Origin of the sequence: Microbacterium sp. zg-B96, assembly GCF_030246865.1 — a bacterium.
GTDB lineage: Bacteria > Actinomycetota > Actinomycetes > Actinomycetales > Microbacteriaceae > Microbacterium.
In genome coordinates this window covers 944,230-958,504 of the sequence record NZ_CP126738.1, presented here as the reverse complement: position 1 = coordinate 958,504, position 14,275 = coordinate 944,230, and the positions used below count along the sequence as shown (strand labels likewise).

The following is a 14,275-nucleotide window of genomic DNA, read 5'->3' as shown; positions in this document are numbered from 1 at the left end:
GCCTGGCGCCAGCCACCGACGAACCAGGAGAGCCCGATGAGCGACGCCGAACTGCCACCCGTGCCCCCGCGCCCCACCCAGCCCGCCGCCGCTGCGGCGGCGGCTCAAGCATCCACCAGGCCGACCGGCACGGCAGGCTACGACCCGGCAGCCGACCCCGACGACACCGGCGTGCCGACGTCCGCCGCAGCCCCCGCCGACGCGGGCCGCGGCTTCCTTCGCGCCCTGTTCGACATCTCGTTCCGCACGTTCATCACGCGCCGGCTCGCAAGCGCGTTCTACGTGGTGGGGCTGATCGCCATCGCGATCGGCTTCGTGTACTACTTCCTCAGCGGCCTGATCCTCGGCATCGGCATGCTCGTGCCGCCGTTCGTCAACGTCGGCGGCGGCGTGGCGCTGATCGTCTCCACGCTGATCGTGGTGCCGATCGCCGCGTTCCTGGCCGTCGTCGTGCTGCGGTTCGCAATCGAGGCGGTCGTCGCACTCATCGCGATCGCGGAGAACACCCAGCGCACCGCGGAGCACCTGGGGCGTTAGGCGAACAGCTCCAGCTCGCCGGTGCCGCCGCCGGCTGTTGTCCGAAGTCCCGCGTCCTGCGCCCAGCGCAGGAAACCCGCGCGGGAGGCGATCCGCGGCCGGTCCAGCGCGAGGCGGCGGACGAGGTCGCCCTTCGCACGCTTGTTGAAGTGGTTCAGCGCCCGCACGGTGCCGTCAGCGCCGGCGGAGACGACACGCACGTACGCGCTGTCGACCCCGGCGGGCACCGGACCGAGCGCGACGTAGGCCTCGGACCGCAGATCGAGCACGAACGACGGCGCGGCATCCGCGAGCGCGGCCGACACCGGCACCGCCCACACGCGCCGCAGCGCCGGCAGCCCGGGGAGCGAGGCCTGCGCACCCAGCCGGTAGGCGGGGATCGGGTCCAGCGCGGAAACCGGGCCGAAGGGTGCCGAGTGGATGAGCACGTGTGCGCCCAGCCAGCGCCGGGCGGGTCCGTCGAGGGATGCCGCATCGAGTGCGTCGTACAGCACGCCGGTGTAACGGTCGATCGCGGGCATGGCCGCAGAGGTGCACAGGCCGGCGTTGACGGCCACCTCGCCGCGCTGCCTCGCGCTGAGCTTGAGCACGCGCGCCGCGGTGTCCTCGTCGGCCGACAGGGCGATGAGCGCATCGGCCACCGCAGCGCGCTGGGGTGCCAGCTGCGGCAGGGCGAGCGTGGCGGCCTCCATCGGCGCACCGTCGCCGCCTGCCCGCTTGGTCTCCGAGGGTGGCAGCAGGATCAGCATGCGGCGGCCCGATCCGCGGGAGAACGCACGAATGCACCGAAGAGCATGCTCATTCGGTGCATTCGTGCGGTGACAGCGGTCAGGAGACCATTGCGGCGTGGCCGGCCACGATCGAAAGGTCGTCGCCCTCCATCGAGAGGAAGCCCTCGCGCGCGTCAACGACGATCTTGGTTCCATCGACGGTCGTGATGCGCACCTGGCCTTCGGCCAGCATCGCGAGCACGGGCTCGTGGCCGGTCATGAAGCCGATCTCACCCTCGACGGTCTTGGCCACGACGAGGCTCGCCTCACCTGCCCAGACCTCCGCCTCAGCGGAGACGAGACTGACGGTCAGCGCCATGTCAGCCGTTCTCCTTCTGGATCTGCGCCCACTTCTCTTCGACGTCGGAGATGCCGCCGACGTTGAAGAAGGCCTGCTCGGCCACGTGGTCGAAGTCGCCCTTGACGATCGCGCCGAACGACTCGATGGTCTCCTTGATCGGGACCGTGGAGCCCTCGACGCCGGTGAACTTCTTGGCCATGTAGGTGTTCTGCGAGAGGAACTGCTGGATGCGGCGGGCGCGCGAGACGACCACCTTGTCCTCTTCCGACAGCTCGTCGACACCGAGGATCGCGATGATCTCCTGCAGTTCCTTGTTCTTCTGGAGGATCTGCTTGACCGCCGTGGCCACGCGGTAGTGCTCGTCCCCGATGTAGCGGGGGTCGAGGATGCGGCTGGTCGAGGTGAGCGGGTCGACGGCGGGGTACAGACCCTTCGACGCGATCTCACGCGACAGCTCGGTCGTCGCGTCCAGGTGGGCGAAGGTCGTCGCCGGGGCCGGGTCGGTGTAGTCGTCGGCGGGGACGTAGATCGCCTGGAGCGAGGTGATCGAGTGACCGCGCGTGGAGGTGATGCGCTCCTGGAGCACACCCATCTCATCGGCGAGGTTCGGCTGGTAGCCGACTGCCGAGGGCATACGGCCCAGCAGCGTGGAGACCTCGGAGCCGGCCTGCGTGAAGCGGAAGATGTTGTCGATGAACAACAGCACGTCCTGCTTCTGCACGTCGCGGAAGTACTCCGCCATCGTCAGCGCGGACAGGGCCACGCGCAGACGCGTCCCCGGCGGCTCGTCCATCTGGCCGAACACGAGGGCGGTCTTCTCGAAGACGCCGGCTTCTTCCATCTCGTGGATGAGGTCGTTGCCCTCACGGGTGCGCTCGCCGACACCGGCGAACACCGACACACCGCCGTGGTCCTGCGCGACGCGCTGGATCATCTCCTGGATGAGGACGGTCTTGCCGACACCGGCGCCGCCGAACAGGCCGATCTTTCCACCCAGCACATACGGGGTGAGCAGGTCGATGACCTTGATGCCGGTCTCGAACATCGTGGTCTTCGACTCGAGCTGGTCGAAGTTCGGCGCCTTGCGGTGGATGCCCCAGCGCTCGGTGACCTCGATCTTCTCGCCGGGTGCGCCGTTGAGCACGTCACCGGTGACGTTGAAGACCTTGCCCTTGGTGACGTCGCCGACGGGGACCGTGATGGGCCCGCCGGTGTCGCGCACCTCCTGGCCGCGGACGAGGCCGTCGGTGGGCTTGAGGGCGATGGCGCGAATCAGGTCGTCGCCGAGGTGCTGAGCGACCTCGAGCGTGATCTCGTTCGATTCGTCGCCGATCGTGATCGTGGTCTTCAGCATGTTGTAGACCGGCGGAATCGAGTCGTGCGGGAACTCGATGTCCACGACCGGGCCGGTGACGCGCGCGACGCGGCCGGTGACCGTGGTGGCCTCGGGTGCGGTGAGAGTCATTGTCTTCTCTTTCGGTGGAATTACTTGCCCGACGCCAGAGCGTCGGCGCCGCCGACGATCTCGGCGATCTGCTGCGTGATCTCTGCCTGTCGCGCGTTGTTGCGCAGGCGGGTGTAGTCGGTGATGAGCTTGTCGGCGTTGTCACTGGCCGACTTCATCGCCTTCTGCGTCGCGGCGTGCTTGGCCGCCGACGACTGCAGGAGGGCGTTGAAGACGCGGCTCTGGACGTACACCGGCAGGAGGGCGTCCAGGACGACCTCCGGGCTCGGCTCGAATTCGTACAGGGGGTACACCTGACCGGAGGGCACCGCTTCTTCGGCTGCCTCCACGACCTCGAGCGGGAGCAGTCGCACGCGCTCGGGGGTCTGAGTCATCATGCTGACGAAACGGTTGTATACGAGGTGGATCTCATCCACGCCACCGTCTTCGCCGCCGCGGTCGTAGGCGTCCAGCAGGGCGCCCGCGATCAGTTCCGCGGTGTTGAAGTGCGGAGTGTCGGTGTCACCGGTCCACTCCCCTGCGGCCTCCATGCGGCGGAACTGGAAGTAGCCCACCGCCCGGCGACCGATGAGGAAGTACGACACTTCCTTGCCCTGCGAGCGCAGGAGCTCGGCGAGCTCGAGCCCTTCGCGCAGGATCTGGGAGTTGAAGGCGCCGGCCAGGCCCCGGTCGGAGGCGAAGATGACCACCGCCGAGCGGCGGATCACCGGACGCTCCGTGGTGAGGGGGTGGTGCACGTTGGAGTGCGTCGCGACCGCGGAGACGGCGCGCGTGACGGCTCGCGCGAAGGGCGCCGACGCGCGCACGCGCGCCATCGCCTTCTGGATGCGCGAAGCCGCGATGAGCTCCATCGCCTTCGTGATCTTCTTGGTCGTCTGAGCAGAACCGATCTTCTGCTTGTAGACCCGCAGTTGTGCGCCCATTGGCTATCCCTACTGAGTCGTCAGCCCCGGCGACCCTTGACGATCTTCTCCTGGTTCACGTCTTCGGCGTCCGCAGCAGCGAACTCCTCGTGACCCGGGTGGTCGATCGCCAGGCCCTTGCCGGACTGGAACTCGAGCACGAACGCGTCGGTGAGCTTTTCGAGCTCAGCCGCCGTGTCGTCGTCGAGGACGTTGGTTTCGCGCAGGGTGTCGAGGATCGACGTGTTGCGCTTGAGGTAATCGAGCAGGTCGCGCTCGAACCGCAGCACGTCCTCGACCTCGATGGAGTCGAGCTTGCCCTTGGTTCCGGCCCAGATCGAGACGACCTGCTCCTCGACGGGGTAGGGCGAGTACTGCGGCTGCTTGAGCAGCTCGGTCAGGCGCGCACCGCGGGCCAGCTGACGACGCGAAGCCGGGTCGAGGTCGGACGCGAACATCGCGAACGCCTCGAGCGAGCGGTACTGCGCCAGCTCGAGCTTCAGCGTGCCGGAGACCTTCTTGATCGACTTCACCTGGGCATCACCACCGACGCGGGACACCGAGATGCCCACGTCCACGGCCGGACGCTGGTTCGCGTTGAACAGGTCCGACTGCAGGAAGATCTGGCCGTCGGTGATCGAGATCACGTTGGTCGGGATGTAGGCCGACACGTCGTTGGCCTTCGTCTCGATGATCGGCAGGCCCGTCATGGAGCCGGCACCGAGCTCATCGGAGAGCTTCGCGCAACGCTCGAGCAGACGGGAGTGCAGGTAGAACACGTCGCCCGGGTAAGCCTCACGGCCCGGCGGGCGGCGCAGCAGCAGCGAAACGGCGCGGTAGGCCTCAGCCTGCTTCGACAGGTCGTCGAAGATGATCAGGACGTGCTTGCCGCCGTACATCCAGTGCTGGCCGATGGCCGAGCCGGTGTACGGGGCGAGGTACTTGAAGCCGGCGGGGTCCGACGCGGGTGCGGCGACGATGGTGGTGTACTCCATCGCTCCGGCATCCTCGAGCGCGCCCTTCACAGAGGCGATCGTGGAGCCCTTCTGGCCGATGGCGACGTAGATGCAGCGCACCTGCTTGTTGACGTCGCCGGACTCCCAGTTGGCCTTCTGGTTGATGATCGTATCGATCGCGATGGCCGTCTTGCCGGTCTGGCGGTCACCGATGATCAGCTGACGCTGACCGCGGCCGACGGGGATCATGGCGTCGATCGCCTTGATGCCCGTCTGCATCGGCTCGTGCACGCTCTTGCGCTGCATGACGCCGGGCGCCTGCAGCTCGAGGGCGCGACGGCCTTCCGCAGCGACGGCGCCGAGGCCGTCGATCGGGTTGCCGAGCGGGTCGACGACGCGGCCGAGGTAGCCGTCGCCGACGGGCACCGAGAGCACCTCACCGGTACGGGTGACCTGCTGACCGGCCTCGATGCCGGAGAAGTCGCCGAGGACGACGACACCGATCTCGTGCTCGTCGAGGTTGAGCGCGAGGCCGGCCGTGCCGTCGCCGAAGCGGACGAGCTCGTTCGCCATGACGCCGGGAAGTCCCTCGACGTGGGCGATGCCGTCGGCGGCGTCGATGACGGTGCCGACCTCGGTCGCCGCGGCCCCGGTGGGCTCGTACGCGGCGACGAAGTCCTTCAGCGCGTCACGGATGACGTCGGGGCTGATGGAGAGTTCTGCCATGGTCTTCCTTCGTGTCATGGGGCCGTTCAGCCCCGAAATCTCCGCTTAGAAAAGCGGCAAGCTCTATCCGGCCAGCTTCTGGCGCAGGTCGTGCAGTCGGCTGGCGACGCTGGCGTCGATGACGTCATCCGCGATCTCGATGCGCACGCCGCCGACGACCGAAGGGTCGATGACGACGTTGAGCGAGACCTCGGTGCCGTAGCGCCCCGCCAGTGCAACGGAAAGTCGTTCGGTCTGGGCCGCGCCCAGCGGCCGTGCCGCGATGACCGTGGCCACCGTGCGCCCCCGCTGCTGCGCCACCAGGCGCATGGCCCGGCCGAGCAGCTGACGCACCCGACGTTCCCGCGGCTGCTGCGCAGCTGCGGAGACGATGAGGGTGGTCGCTTCGCTGGTGTGCCCGGCGAGGACGGTCTCGATGAGCGCGCCCTTCGCCGATGCATCACCGAGGCGACTGCCCAGGGCGAGCTCCAGTTCGGGGTTCGCAGCGACTGTGCGCAACACCCCGAACAGCTCACCGTCGATGTCGGTGCCCGGCTCCGCGATCGCGGCGGCTCGGATGCCGAGCTCCTCGATCCCGTCGACGAGATCCGAAGCCGACGACCACCGCTGCTGGACAGCCGTGGTCAGCAGCGACACCGTGGTGGGCTGGAACGACGACCCGAACACGTGCGAGACGACGTTCGCCCGCGCGGCGGGTGCCGCGGAGGAGTCCGCCAGCGCGCCGCTCAGCTGCGACGAGTCGCCGAGCGTGCGCGCCGCGACGAACAGCTCGCGGGCCACGCCCAGGTCGACCGCCGACGCGGCGCTGAGCGCCGACGTCGTCGCCGCGAGGGCCTGAGTGGTCGCGCTGCCCATTACTTGGACGCCTCAGAGGATTCGAGGTCGGCCAGGAAGCGGTCAACGACAGCCTGAGCCTTCGCGTCGTCGGACAGCGTTTCGCCGATCACACCGCCAGCGAGGTCGAGGGCGAGAGTGCCCACCTCGTTGCGGAGCGAAACCAGAGCCGTCTGGCGCTCTGCCTCGATCTGCGAGTGCGCGGCGGCGGTCAGCCGTGCTGCCTCCGAGGAGGCGGCATCCTTCGCTTCGGCGACGATCTTCTTGCCGTCCTCGCGGGCGGCGTCGCGGATCTCGCCGGCTTCCTTGCGGGCCGCGGCCAGCTGAGCGGTGTACTGCTCGAGAGCAGCCTCCGCCTTGCGCTGGGCCTCGTCCGCACGGGCGATGTTTCCCTCGATCGCGGCAGCACGCTCATCGAGCAGCGTCTTCATCTTGGGAAGGGCGACCTTCCACACGACGAAGAGGATGACGACGAAGCAGACGGCCGACCAGATGATGTCGTACCACGCGGGAATGAGAGGGTTGGGCGCAGCGCCCTCTTCCGCGGCGTACGCGACAAGAGCATTCAGCATCCTGTCTCCTTAGGTCTGGTGGGGGCGATCAGGAGGTGAAGATGAAGTAGGTCGCGATGCCGATGAAGGCCAGCGCCTCGGTGAAGGCGATACCGATCCACATCAGGACCTGCAGGCGACCTGCGAGCTCGGGCTGACGGGCGACACCCTCGATCGTCTTGCCGACGACGATGCCGACGCCGATGGCGGGACCGATAGCGGCGAGGCCGTAGCCCATCGTCGCGACGTTGCCGCTCAGCTCAGCGAGAACCGTAGTTGCGTCCACGGGGGTTTTCCTTTCGGTTATGGGCGGCGCTCAGCCGACCCGCTTAGTGCTCTTCCGCGACCGCAAGCTGAATGTAGACAGCGGTCAGGAGGGCGAAGACGTAGGCCTGGAGGACAGCCACCAGGATCTCGAACAGGGTGAAGACGAAGCCGAAGGCGAGCGAACCCGCTGCCAGTGCCGACCACCAGCCACCCATGTCGAGCAGGAAGAACTGCGTCGCTGCGAAGAACAGCACCAGCAGCAGGTGCCCGACCATCATGTTCATGAGGAGTCGGAGCGTGAGCGTGACCGGCCGGATGATGAAGGTCGAGATCAGCTCGATGGGCGTGACGATGATGTAGATCGGCCACGGCACGCCGGAGGGGAAGAGGGCGTTCTTGAAGAAGTTCTTCGGGCTCTTCTTGATGCCGGCGTAGATGAAGGTCACGTAGCTGACCACGGCCAGCAGCATCGGGACAGCGACGATGGCGGTGCCGGCGATGTTCAGGAACGGGATGATTCCCGTGATGTTCATGAACAGCACCATGAAGAAGATGGTGGTCAGGATCGGCAGGAACCGCTGGCCGTCCTTCTTGCCCAGCAGGTCTTCGGCGATGTTGACGCGAACGAAGTCCAGGCCCATCTCGACGATGCTCTGGAACCGTCCGGGGACCACTGTCATGCGACGGGTGCCGAGCCAGAGGATCAGGACGATCGCGATGGTGGCGAGGAACTGGATCAGGTGGATCCGGTTGATGACGAGGTCACCGAACTGGAAGACGGCATCCGGGAAGAACTCGTCGATCGAGGGTCCGTGGAATCCGCCTTCGTCAGCGGTGGGGGCGATCAGTGTCGCAGCGTGAATGAACAGCGCGGGCTCCAGCTTCGGGGCGCCGGCACAGGGCCGGTGCGACGATGGTCGATGAGCGTCACTCCGCAAGAACTCCGTGAGGGGCGGGGCGGGCGCTTGTCAACACTATCAAACTTAGGGCGGACTCAAATCCGCTCGGCGGGTCCGTCGGCCGGGTCGTCGATCTCACCGGCATTCGGCAGCCTGACGTCGCTCGCGTGCGGGATCCGCATGCGCAACATCACGATGACGTCGATGATCAGCGACGCGATGATTCCGACGATGAGCGCGACGAAGAAGACGGTCGGATTCAGCCACGGCTGGCCCCGCAGCACCAGCAGCACCACGATGAACACGCCGAACTTCACGATCCACCCGCCGAGCACGATGGCGAAGAAGATCGGCACGTAGAGGGCGTCGCCGTACCAGCGGTTGGCGATGAGGATGCTCGCTCCGGTGATGCCGAGGAAGACGAACGCCAGGACGATACCGCCCAGAGCGCTCCACAGTCCCTCGGCGCCACCCACGGCGTAGCCGATGAAGGCACCGATGACGGCGAGAACCCCCGTGACGGCCGCGGACCACACCAGGGTGGTGCGCAGGAGCGGGGTGCTGGATACCGGGCTGGGGGTCATGGTGACTCCTGAATCGCGCGTGAGACGCGGCGGGCGGGGGTGAGGGTGACGACGAGGCAGGCCGCGCCGCCGATGAGACCGAAGACGACACCGGGCAGGTACTGGCCGGGCCAATCCGCGGTGGTGCCGATGTACATCAGCAGCACGGAAAGGCTCACCACCGCGGTCCATGCATAGAAGATGACGACGGCGTCACGGTCGGAATGGCCCATGTCGAGCATGCGGTGGTGCAGGTGTTTGCGGTCGGGTGAGAACGGGGACTTTCCAGCGCGCATCCGGCGGAGCACCGCCATGCCGAAATCGAGCAGCGGCAGCATGACCACCACCACCGGCAGCAGGATCGGGATGAACGCACCCAGCAGCTGCGACCTGCCGAACTGGTCGGGGTCGGTCAGCAGCGCGGGGTCCAGCGATCCGGTGATCGACACGGCCGAGCACGCCATGAGCAGACCGATCATGAGGGCGCCCGAGTCCCCCATGAACAGCTTCGCCGGACTCCAGTTCAGCGGCAGGAAGCCGATGCACGCGCCGATGAGCACCGCCGCGATGAAGGATGCCATCGTGAAGTAGGTCGCCTGGCCGGTGTCGCGCATGAGCAGGTAGGCGTAGGCGAAGAAGACGGCGTTGGCGATGAGGGCGACGCCGGCGACGAGCCCGTCGAGTCCGTCGATGAAGTTGACCGCGTTCATGACGATCACGATGGAGAAGATCGTGAGCACGAAGCTGACGGTGGAGGAGAACCCGGTGATGCCGCCGATCGGCAGCGTGTAGATCTGCAGCTCCCCGAACCAGGCGACGATGCCGGCGGCGAGGAACTGCGCCCCGAGCTTGATGGTCCAGTCAAGGTCCCACAGGTCGTCGGCGACACCGACGATCACGATGAGCGTCGTCGCGGCGAGCACCGCCCACGGCGCGGGATCGGACCAGAAGCTCGCGAATCGGGGGTCCGGGTGAAACGACGAGACGGCGAACGCCACGACGATCGCGAGGAACATCGCGATGCCACCCAGGCGCGGGGTCGGCGTCTTGTGCACGTCACGCTCGCGGATGCCGGGATACAGCTTGAACCGCAGGCTCAGCCGCCACACCGCCCACGTGAAGACGAATGCGAGAGCCGCGGTGAGGATGATGATGAAGATGTACTGCTTCACGCCGTGCCGCCGACCGCCGCGCCGGGGTCGTTCGCCTCGTCGGGGTCCGCTTCCAGCAGGTCGCCGAGCACCGCGCGAAGTCGCGCGCGGTCGATGACGCCTTCGCGCAGCACCCGCACGACCGGCTCACCCTCCCCCACGAGCCCCGTCGCATCGACGATGGTCGAGGGGATGCCGTTCTCACGCGTGCCGGCATCCAGATACACCGCGACGCTGTCGCCGAGCATGTCGATGGCCTCGTCGATCGCGACGGCGGCCGCCTTGCCGGTCAGGTTGGCGCTGGACACCGCAAGCGGGCCGCACTCCTCGAGCATCTCCAGCGCAATGCGGTCCGCGGGCATCCGAACGGCCACCGTGCCGAATGTGTCGCCGAGGTCCCACGACAGCGATGGCTGGGCGGGAAGCACGATCGTCAGTCCGCCGGGCCAGAACTCCTCGACGAGTCGTTCCACTGCCTCCGGGACCTCCGCCGCGAGGGCACGCAGGGTGGACAATCCCGGGACCAGCACGGGTGGCGGCGACTGGCGGCCACGGCCCTTCGCCGCCAGCAGCCGCGCGACGGCGGCCGGGCTGAAGGCGTCGGCAGCGACGCCGTACACCGTGTCGGTGGGCAGCACGATGAGCTGACCGCGGGCGATCGCCTGGCGTGCCTGGCGCAGTCCGGGCAGCAGCTGGGCATCGTCGCGACTGTCGAAAACAGGGGACATGACCGAACCAGTCTACCGGCGCCGGCGGAAGGTCCCGGCTACGCCCGCACGGCGGTGGTCGCGCGGTCGCGCAGCGTCAGGTCCCGATGGGTCGCCGCCGCCCGCCACCCGTCTGCGGTCAGCAGTTCGCGGATGGGTTCGCCCTGCCACTCGCCGTGCTCGAGCACGAGGGTTCCGCCCGGATGAAGCAGCCGAGCCGCGACGCCGCTGATGACGCGTACGACATCCAGCCCGTCCGCTCCCCCGTACAGCGCTGCCGGCGGATCCCAGTCACGCACCTCCGGATCGCGCGGGATCGCCGCGTCGGGCACATAGGGCGGGTTGGAGACGACGACCGACACGGTGCCGTCGAGTTCGGGGAACGCGTCGGCCAGGTCGGCGAACGCGATGTGGGCGTTCGCCGCGCCCACGACGCGGAAGTTCTCCTTGGCCCACACGAATGCGTCGAGGGAGTTCTCCGCCGCGTACACCCGCGCGTGGGGCACCTCGGTCGCCATCGCCAGCGCGAGCGCCCCGCTGCCGGTGCCGAGGTCCACGGCGACCGGTTCTGCCGCGGCCGCGGCAGTGAGCGCGTCGATTGCGATCTGCGCGACGGTCTCGGTCTCCGGGCGGGGCACGAACACGCCTGGTCCGACCCGCAGTTCGAGGTGACGGAAGGGGGCGAGGCCGGTCAGGTGCTGCAGCGGCTCACGCGCGGCGCGGCGGGCGAGCAGGTCGGCGAAGACGGATGCAGCGGCATCCGTCACGACGTCCCCGCGCACCGCAGCGGCGTGAAGTTCGCCGCGTCGCAGGTCGAGCACGTGCGCCAGCAGCAGCTCCGCGTCGACGTCGGCGGAGGGCACCCCCGCGCGCTGGAGGAGGGCGGTGGCGGCGCGCAGCGTCTCGGTGACGCTGCGGGCTTGGGATGCAGGGCGGGAATCGGGCATGAGCGGGCTCCAGCCTAGACGCCCGGCATGCTGGGTGCACGCCTGCAAAGGTCGTCACAAAAGCCACCCCGCAACGGTGGCGACATAGGCTGGGGCGACGATCTCCCGCGTAGCCGGGAGGTCCTCCGACCCGCACGAAAGGCAGACCATGTCCGGCATCCATCCCGACATCACGAGCGCATTCGGCAACACTCCCCTCGTGAAGCTCAACCGCATCACCGAGGGTCTCCCCGGTACGGTGCTCGCCAAACTCGAGTTCTACAACCCCGCCTCCAGCGTCAAGGACCGCCTGGGTGTCGCCATCGTCGACGCCGCCGAGGCCTCCGGTGAGCTGCCTCCCGGCGGCACCATCGTCGAGGCCACCAGCGGCAACACCGGCATCGCACTGGCGATGGTCGGCGCTGCCCGCGGCTACAAGGTCGTCCTGGCGATGCCGTCGTCGATGTCGATCGAGCGCCGGCTGCTGCTGAAGGCCTACGGCGCCGAGGTGGTCCTCACCGACCCCGCCGGCGGCATGAAGGGCGCGATCGCGAAGGCCGAGGAGCTGGTCGCACAGACCCCCGGCGCAATCCTGGCCCGGCAGTTCGAGAACCAGGCGAACGTCGAGATCCACCGCAAGACCACCGCGGAGGAGATCCTGCGCGACACCGACGGCAAGGTCGACTACTTCGTCGCCGGCATCGGTACCGGCGGCACCATCACCGGCGTCGGCCAGGTGCTGAAGGAGCGAGTGCCCACGGCGACGGTCGTCGCTGTGGAGCCGGCCGACTCGCCGCTGCTGACCAAGGGCACCCCCGGCCCGCACAAGATCCAGGGCATCGGCCCCAACTTCATCCCGGCGATCCTCGACCGCGGCGTCATCGACGAGGTCATCGATGTGGAGTTCCCCGACGCCATCGCCACGGCGCGCGAGGTCGCCGTGAAGGACGGCATCCTCGCCGGCATCTCGTCGGGTGCGGCACTGTGGGCCGCCCTGCAGGTCGCCGCGCGCCCCGAGGCGGCCGGCAAGAACATCGTCGTGATCATCCCGTCGTTCGGCGAGCGGTACCTTTCGACGCCGCTGTACGAGCACCTGCGCGAAGAGTGACCGGCCAGGCGCGGGCGATCCACGCTGCCTGCGCCTTTCACCCCCCAAGAAAGCAGATACGCGTGCCCGGCATCCATCCCGACATCACCACCGCCTTCGGCCAGACCCCGCTCGTGCGTCTCAACGCGCTCACGGCGGGGCTCGCCGCGGAGGTGCTCGCCAAGCTCGAGTTCTACAACCCGGGTTCGAGCGTGAAGGACCGGCTCGGCTACGCCCTTGTCGAGGCGGCCGAGGAGTCGGGTGAACTGCAGCCGGGCGGCACGATCGTGGAGTCCACCAGCGGCAACACCGGCATCTCGCTGGCTCTCATCGGCGCCGCCCGCGGTTACCGGGTCATCCTCACGATGCCCGCCTCGATGTCGAAGGAGCGGCGCCTGCTGCTGAAGGCATACGGCGCCGAGCTCGTGCTCACCGACCCGCACAAGGGCATGGCCGAGGCGGTCGAGACCGCACGGCGCATCGCGGCCGAGACGCCGGGGGCGATCCTGGCCCGGCAGTTCGAGCACGAGGCGAACCCGGCGATCCACCGTCGCACGACGGCGGAGGAGATCTGGCGTGACACCGACGGCCACGTCGACTGGTTCGTCGCCGGTTCGGGAACCGGCGGCACCATCACCGGTGTCGGCCAGGTGCTGAAGGAACGCAATCCCGACGTGCAGGTGGTGCTCGTGGAGCCGAAGGACTCCCCCGTGCTCAGCGAGGGTCGCGCAGGCGGCCACCGCATTCAGGGCATCGGACCGAACTTCGTGCCGGACGTGCTGGACCGCTCGGTGGTCGACGAGATCTTCGACGTCGAGTTCGACGACGCCATCCGCACCGCCCGCTCGCTCGCCACCGACGAGGGCATCCTCGGCGGCATGTCGGCAGGCGCCGCGGTATGGGCGGCACTGCAGATCGCCGCCCGCCCCGAGGCGGCCGGGAAGCGCATCGTGGTGATCGTGCCGGATGCCGGTGAGCGCTACCTTTCCACGGCCCTGTACGCGCACCTGCGCGAGGACGAGGAGCCCCGCGCGTGAGCGGTGTGCTGCGTGGTGCCGCAACCCTCTTCTCGCGCGCCCGGGAGGACGTGGCGGCAGCGAAGCTGCGCGATCCCGCCGCGCGCGGCGGCGTGGAGATCGCCCTGCTCTACCCCGGCCTGCACGCGGTGTGGTCGTACCGCGTCGCCCATGCCCTCTGGGTGCGGGGGGCACGCTTCCCCGCCCGCGCCATTTCGCAGATCTCGCGCTGGCTCACCGGCGTCGAGATCCACCCCGGCGCCGTCATCGGGCGCCGCTTCTTCATCGACCACGGCATGGGCGTGGTCATCGGTGAGACCGCCGAGGTCGGCGACGACGTCATGCTGTACCACGGGGTCACCCTCGGCGGGCGCACCCGCAGCGGCGGCAAGCGGCATCCCACCCTCGAGGACCGCGTGGTCGTCGGCGCGGGCGCCCAGGTGCTCGGCCCCATCCGCATCGGCGCCGGCACGACGATCGGTGCGAATGCCGTCGTCACCAAGGACGCCCCGGGCGACAGCGTGCTGGTGGGGGTACCCGCGAAGGCGCGTCAGCGTGCCACCGGCGAGGAGACCCGCGCGTCGCTGACCGCGCCGGAGTACATCATCTAGCTTCGT

Annotated in this window: 17 protein-coding genes; 4 read left to right on the top strand and 13 right to left on the bottom strand. The window is 68.5% G+C overall.

Annotated features, from left to right (window positions below; translation table 11 throughout):
* Window positions 1-36: 36 nt before the first annotated feature.
* Window positions 37-537, top strand: coding sequence for a DUF4282 domain-containing protein (locus tag QNO11_RS04290; RefSeq protein WP_257509492.1), 501 nt, complete (start codon window positions 37-39; stop codon window positions 535-537).
* Here QNO11_RS04290 and QNO11_RS04285 read toward each other — a convergent pair.
* The 13 genes from QNO11_RS04285 to prmC all read right to left on the bottom strand — a co-directional run bounded on the left by QNO11_RS04285 (window position 534) and on the right by prmC (window position 11,576).
* The gene (locus QNO11_RS04285; RefSeq protein ID WP_257509491.1) at window positions 534-1,286 is read right to left on the bottom strand and encodes a YaaA family protein; all 753 of its coding nucleotides are present in this window, start codon (window positions 1,284-1,286) and stop codon (window positions 534-536) included. The genes QNO11_RS04290 and QNO11_RS04285 overlap by 4 nt on opposite strands.
* Before the next feature lie 79 nt (window positions 1,287-1,365).
* The gene (locus QNO11_RS04280) at window positions 1,366-1,626 is read right to left on the bottom strand and encodes a F0F1 ATP synthase subunit epsilon (protein WP_257509490.1); all 261 of its coding nucleotides are present in this window, start codon (window positions 1,624-1,626) and stop codon (window positions 1,366-1,368) included.
* A 1-nt stretch (window position 1,627) separates the two neighbouring features.
* Window positions 1,628-3,073, bottom strand: a complete 1,446-nt coding sequence (gene atpD, locus QNO11_RS04275) for a F0F1 ATP synthase subunit beta (RefSeq protein ID WP_257509489.1) — start codon at window positions 3,071-3,073, stop codon at window positions 1,628-1,630.
* Between the two features lie 20 nt (window positions 3,074-3,093).
* The gene (locus QNO11_RS04270) at window positions 3,094-3,996 is read right to left on the bottom strand and encodes a F0F1 ATP synthase subunit gamma (RefSeq protein ID WP_257509488.1); all 903 of its coding nucleotides are present in this window, start codon (window positions 3,994-3,996) and stop codon (window positions 3,094-3,096) included.
* A 20-nt stretch (window positions 3,997-4,016) separates the two neighbouring features.
* Entirely contained in the window at window positions 4,017-5,657 is a 1,641-nt protein-coding gene (gene atpA / locus QNO11_RS04265; RefSeq protein WP_257509487.1) for a F0F1 ATP synthase subunit alpha, read from the bottom strand.
* A 63-nt stretch (window positions 5,658-5,720) separates the two neighbouring features.
* Window positions 5,721-6,512 (bottom strand): F0F1 ATP synthase subunit delta, encoded by a 792-nt coding sequence (locus QNO11_RS04260; protein ID WP_257509486.1) that lies wholly within the window; start codon window positions 6,510-6,512, stop codon window positions 5,721-5,723.
* Window positions 6,512-7,063, bottom strand: coding sequence for a F0F1 ATP synthase subunit B (locus tag QNO11_RS04255; protein WP_257509485.1), 552 nt, complete (start codon window positions 7,061-7,063; stop codon window positions 6,512-6,514). Before QNO11_RS04255 ends, QNO11_RS04260 begins: the two co-directional genes overlap by 1 nt.
* Window positions 7,064-7,091: 28 nt before the next feature.
* Complete coding sequence (gene atpE, locus QNO11_RS04250; RefSeq protein WP_019181238.1) at window positions 7,092-7,328, bottom strand: ATP synthase F0 subunit C; 237 nt, start codon at window positions 7,326-7,328, stop codon at window positions 7,092-7,094.
* Between the two features lie 43 nt (window positions 7,329-7,371).
* Complete coding sequence (atpB, locus tag QNO11_RS04245) at window positions 7,372-8,178, bottom strand: F0F1 ATP synthase subunit A (RefSeq protein WP_257509539.1); 807 nt, start codon at window positions 8,176-8,178, stop codon at window positions 7,372-7,374.
* Window positions 8,179-8,303: 125 nt separating this feature from the next.
* On the bottom strand, window positions 8,304-8,792 hold the full coding sequence (locus QNO11_RS04240) for a Cg1360 family ATP-synthase-associated protein (RefSeq protein ID WP_257509484.1): 489 nt from the start codon (window positions 8,790-8,792) through the stop codon (window positions 8,304-8,306).
* Entirely contained in the window at window positions 8,789-9,943 is a 1,155-nt protein-coding gene (locus QNO11_RS04235; protein WP_257509483.1) for an MraY family glycosyltransferase, read from the bottom strand. The genes QNO11_RS04240 and QNO11_RS04235 overlap by 4 nt, the downstream gene beginning before the upstream one ends.
* The gene (locus tag QNO11_RS04230) at window positions 9,940-10,650 is read right to left on the bottom strand and encodes an L-threonylcarbamoyladenylate synthase (RefSeq protein WP_257509482.1); all 711 of its coding nucleotides are present in this window, start codon (window positions 10,648-10,650) and stop codon (window positions 9,940-9,942) included. Before QNO11_RS04230 ends, QNO11_RS04235 begins: the two co-directional genes overlap by 4 nt.
* Before the next feature lie 38 nt (window positions 10,651-10,688).
* A complete protein-coding gene (gene prmC / locus QNO11_RS04225) occupies window positions 10,689-11,576 on the bottom strand; it encodes a peptide chain release factor N(5)-glutamine methyltransferase (RefSeq protein ID WP_257509481.1) in 888 nt (295 codons plus the stop codon).
* A 148-nt stretch (window positions 11,577-11,724) separates the two neighbouring features.
* Here prmC and cysK (QNO11_RS04220) point away from each other — a divergent pair, with 148 nt between their 5' ends.
* From cysK (QNO11_RS04220) to epsC, 3 genes are all read left to right on the top strand, one after another.
* On the top strand, window positions 11,725-12,663 hold the full coding sequence (cysK, locus tag QNO11_RS04220; protein ID WP_257509480.1) for a cysteine synthase A: 939 nt from the start codon (window positions 11,725-11,727) through the stop codon (window positions 12,661-12,663).
* A gap of 62 nt (window positions 12,664-12,725) precedes the next feature.
* Complete coding sequence (gene cysK, locus QNO11_RS04215; protein ID WP_257509479.1) at window positions 12,726-13,679, top strand: cysteine synthase A; 954 nt, start codon at window positions 12,726-12,728, stop codon at window positions 13,677-13,679.
* Entirely contained in the window at window positions 13,676-14,269 is a 594-nt protein-coding gene (gene epsC, locus QNO11_RS04210) for a serine O-acetyltransferase EpsC (protein ID WP_285169735.1), read from the top strand. The genes cysK (QNO11_RS04215) and epsC overlap by 4 nt, the downstream gene beginning before the upstream one ends.
* The last annotated feature ends 6 nt before the right edge of the window (window positions 14,270-14,275 follow it).